Below are 2,856 nucleotides of genomic sequence, written 5' to 3'. Positions count from 1 at the left end.
CCGCGCCGAAAAATTCGACTTCGAGGAGGGTGTCGGGAATGGCCGCGACGTTCACCGATACCAGCGGCCGCGCCGATCGCGCCGACGCGCCGTGAATGGCGTGCGCGAGCAGCTCCTTGCCGGTGCCCGTCTCACCGGACAACAAAACCGGCGAATCGACCTGCGCGGCGCGCCTCGCCTGGCGCTTGACGTCGAGGCTCGCCGTGCTCGTGCCGACAAAACTTGCAAACGTATATTTCGCGCGCCGCGCCTGTGCCAGCGATTGCCGTGTCGCGATCAGTTCCTGCTGCACGCGTGAATAGTGGGAAAACAGCGGCGTGAGCGCTTTCATTTCATCGAAGAGCGCGAAGCCGATCGCGCCGACCGTTTCGCCGAAATCGTCCTTCAGCGGCAAGCGCGTGACGACCAGCGGTTCGCGATCCGTCTCCAGCAAGTCGAGCAAGATCGGTTTGCCGGTCGTCACGACCTCGCGCATCAGGCTGTTCGGAATCACCGCTTCGCAGTCCCGGCCAATTGCGTCTTCCGGATCTGCAAACCCGAAACGCGCGGCGTAGCGCTTGTTGATCCAGACGACGCGCGCATCTTTATCGACGATAAACGTGCCTTCGCTGAAATTCTCGAAGGTCTTGAAGAGCGAATCCATCGCGCGGCGCAAAACGTCGCTGTAATCGACGGGGACGTGCGTCCAGTCGTTGAGCATCAGTGTCTCGTGGGTTTTCTCGATATCGAGACAGGGTATCTCGAAACGTGGAAAACCAGCAAGGCATTACACTACCGGCCGTTCGGCCGCGGTTCAGAAGAAATTCAGCAGAAATTTCGGATAGCTTTCCAACGGTTTTCGTCTCGATTCATGGATTTCCGTCATGAATCCGTCGCCAGGACCGGCGATTATTCCCGGAAAGCCTTGCCGCACAACGATTGGCACGGATGCTGCAATAAAGGCGCGCCCTACCCGGACCGTTCATTGCGCGCCGGGATATACAACAAAGTACGGAGACTCAATGTCGTTCATCATCGTCCTCGCCGCGCTGGCGTTTCTCATGCTGGCCGCGTATCGCGGATACAGCGTGATCCTGGTGGCGCCGCTCGCCGCCCTCGCCGCCGTCCTGCTCACTGAACCTGCGGCCGTCGCGCCGGTGTTTTCGGGCATCTTCATGGAGAAGATGGTCGGCTTCGTCAAGCTGTATTTCCCCGTCTTTCTGCTTGGCGCCGTGTTCGGCAAGGTCGTCGAATTGTCGGGATTCTCGGAATCGATCGTGGCCGCCGCCATCCGATACATCGGCAAGACGCGCGTGAATGCGGTGATCGTGGCGGTGTGCGCGTTGCTCACCTATGGCGGTGTCTCGCTATTCGTGGTCGTGTTCGCCGTCTATCCGTTCGCGGCCGAGATGTATCGGCAAAGCAATATCCCGAAGCGCCTGATGCCCGGCGCAATCGCGCTCGGCGCATTCTCGTTCACGATGGACTCCCTGCCCGGCACGCCGCAGATCCAGAACATCATCCCCACGACCTTTTTCAAGACCACGGGCTGGGCCGCGCCGATTCTTGGAACGGCCGGTTCGCTGTTCATCATCGTGGTCGGGCTGACCTTTCTCGAGTGGCGCCGCCGCTCGGTGATGGCGACCGGCGAGGGTTACGGCACGTCGCTTGTCAATGAGCCGGATCGCGTGGAAAGCGCGCAGTTGCCCAATCCGTTGCTGGCGGTCGCGCCGCTGGTGCTGGTCGGCGTTGCGAACTTCGCGCTGACGAAGCTGATTCCCGTCTGGTACGGCGCGAGTTATTCCGTCGCGCCCGATGTGCTGCCGGGCGTTCATGCGGCGATCGTCACGCCGATCAAATCCGTGGTTGCAATCTGGGCCGTCGAAGGCGCGCTGCTGCTCGGCATCTTGCTGGTCGTGCTGACGGCGTTCGGGCGCGTGCGCGAACGTTTTGCCGTGGGTACGAAAGCGGCTGTGGGCGGTGCGTTGCTCGCCGCGATGAACACCGCCTCCGAGTACGGTTTCGGTGGCGTGATCGCGGCATTGCCGGGGTTTATCGTGGTCAGCAATGCGCTCAAGAGCATCCCGAATCCGCTGGTCAACGCGGCGGTTTCCGTGAGTTCGCTTGCCGGCATCACCGGGTCGGCATCGGGCGGAATGAGCATTGCGCTCGCTGCCATGTCGGACACGTTCATCAAGGGCGCGGAAGCCGCGCATATCCCGCTCGAAGTGCTGCATCGCGTGGTCGCGATGGCCAGCGGCGGCATGGACACGCTGCCGCATAACGGCGCGGTGATCACGCTGCTCGCCGTGACCGGGTTGACGCACCGCGAGGCGTATCGCGATATTTTTGCGGTGACGATCATCAAGACCCTGGCGGTGTTTTTCGTGATCGCCGTGTATTACACGACCGGCCTGGTTTAACCCCCGGCGCGACATCTGGCAAACTTGGCGGCATCGACACCTGATGCCGCCATCCAACATCCTTTTCGACAGGACCCGCCCCATGACTTCATCCGCAGCAACTCCGCTCGCCGGCAAGACCGCACTCGTCACCGGATCGACCAGCGGTATTGGCCTCGGGATCGCCAATGCGCTCGCGCAAGCCGGCGCGAATATCGTGCTGAATGGTTTCGGCGACGCCACCGTGATCCAGAACGCGAAATCGCAGATCGAACAGCACGGCGTGAAGGCCGTGCATCATGGCGCGGATATGTCCAAGGCCACCGAGATCGAAGCGATGATCGCGTTTGCCATCGAGCAATTCGGCGCCGTGGATGTACTCGTGAACAACGCGGGCATCCAGCACGTCGCGACCATCGATACCTTCCCGGTCGAGAAGTGGGACGCGATTATCGCGATCAATCTGACCTCGGCG

General features: G+C 61.6%; 3 protein-coding genes. 2 read left to right on the top strand and 1 reads right to left on the bottom strand.

Annotated features, from left to right (window positions below; genetic code table 11):
• The coding region (locus ACFFAR_RS29935; protein WP_174365351.1) for a sigma 54-interacting transcriptional regulator at nt 1-700 on the bottom strand (700 nt) is incomplete at its 3' end.
• Between the two features lie 301 nt (nt 701-1,001).
• Here ACFFAR_RS29935 and ACFFAR_RS29930 point away from each other — a divergent pair.
• On the top strand, nt 1,002-2,402 hold the full coding sequence (locus ACFFAR_RS29930) for a GntP family permease (RefSeq protein WP_062003492.1): 1,401 nt from the start codon (nt 1,002-1,004) through the stop codon (nt 2,400-2,402).
• 82 nt (nt 2,403-2,484) lie between these two features.
• A partial coding sequence (locus ACFFAR_RS29925; protein WP_375509088.1) for an SDR family NAD(P)-dependent oxidoreductase occupies nt 2,485-2,856 on the top strand: 372 nt, incomplete at its 3' end.

The sequence above is a fragment of the uncultured Caballeronia sp. genome (assembly GCF_964243625.1).
In the GTDB taxonomy this organism is placed as follows: Bacteria; Pseudomonadota; Gammaproteobacteria; order Burkholderiales; family Burkholderiaceae; genus Caballeronia.
This window is presented reverse-complemented; position numbering and strand designations above follow the sequence as displayed.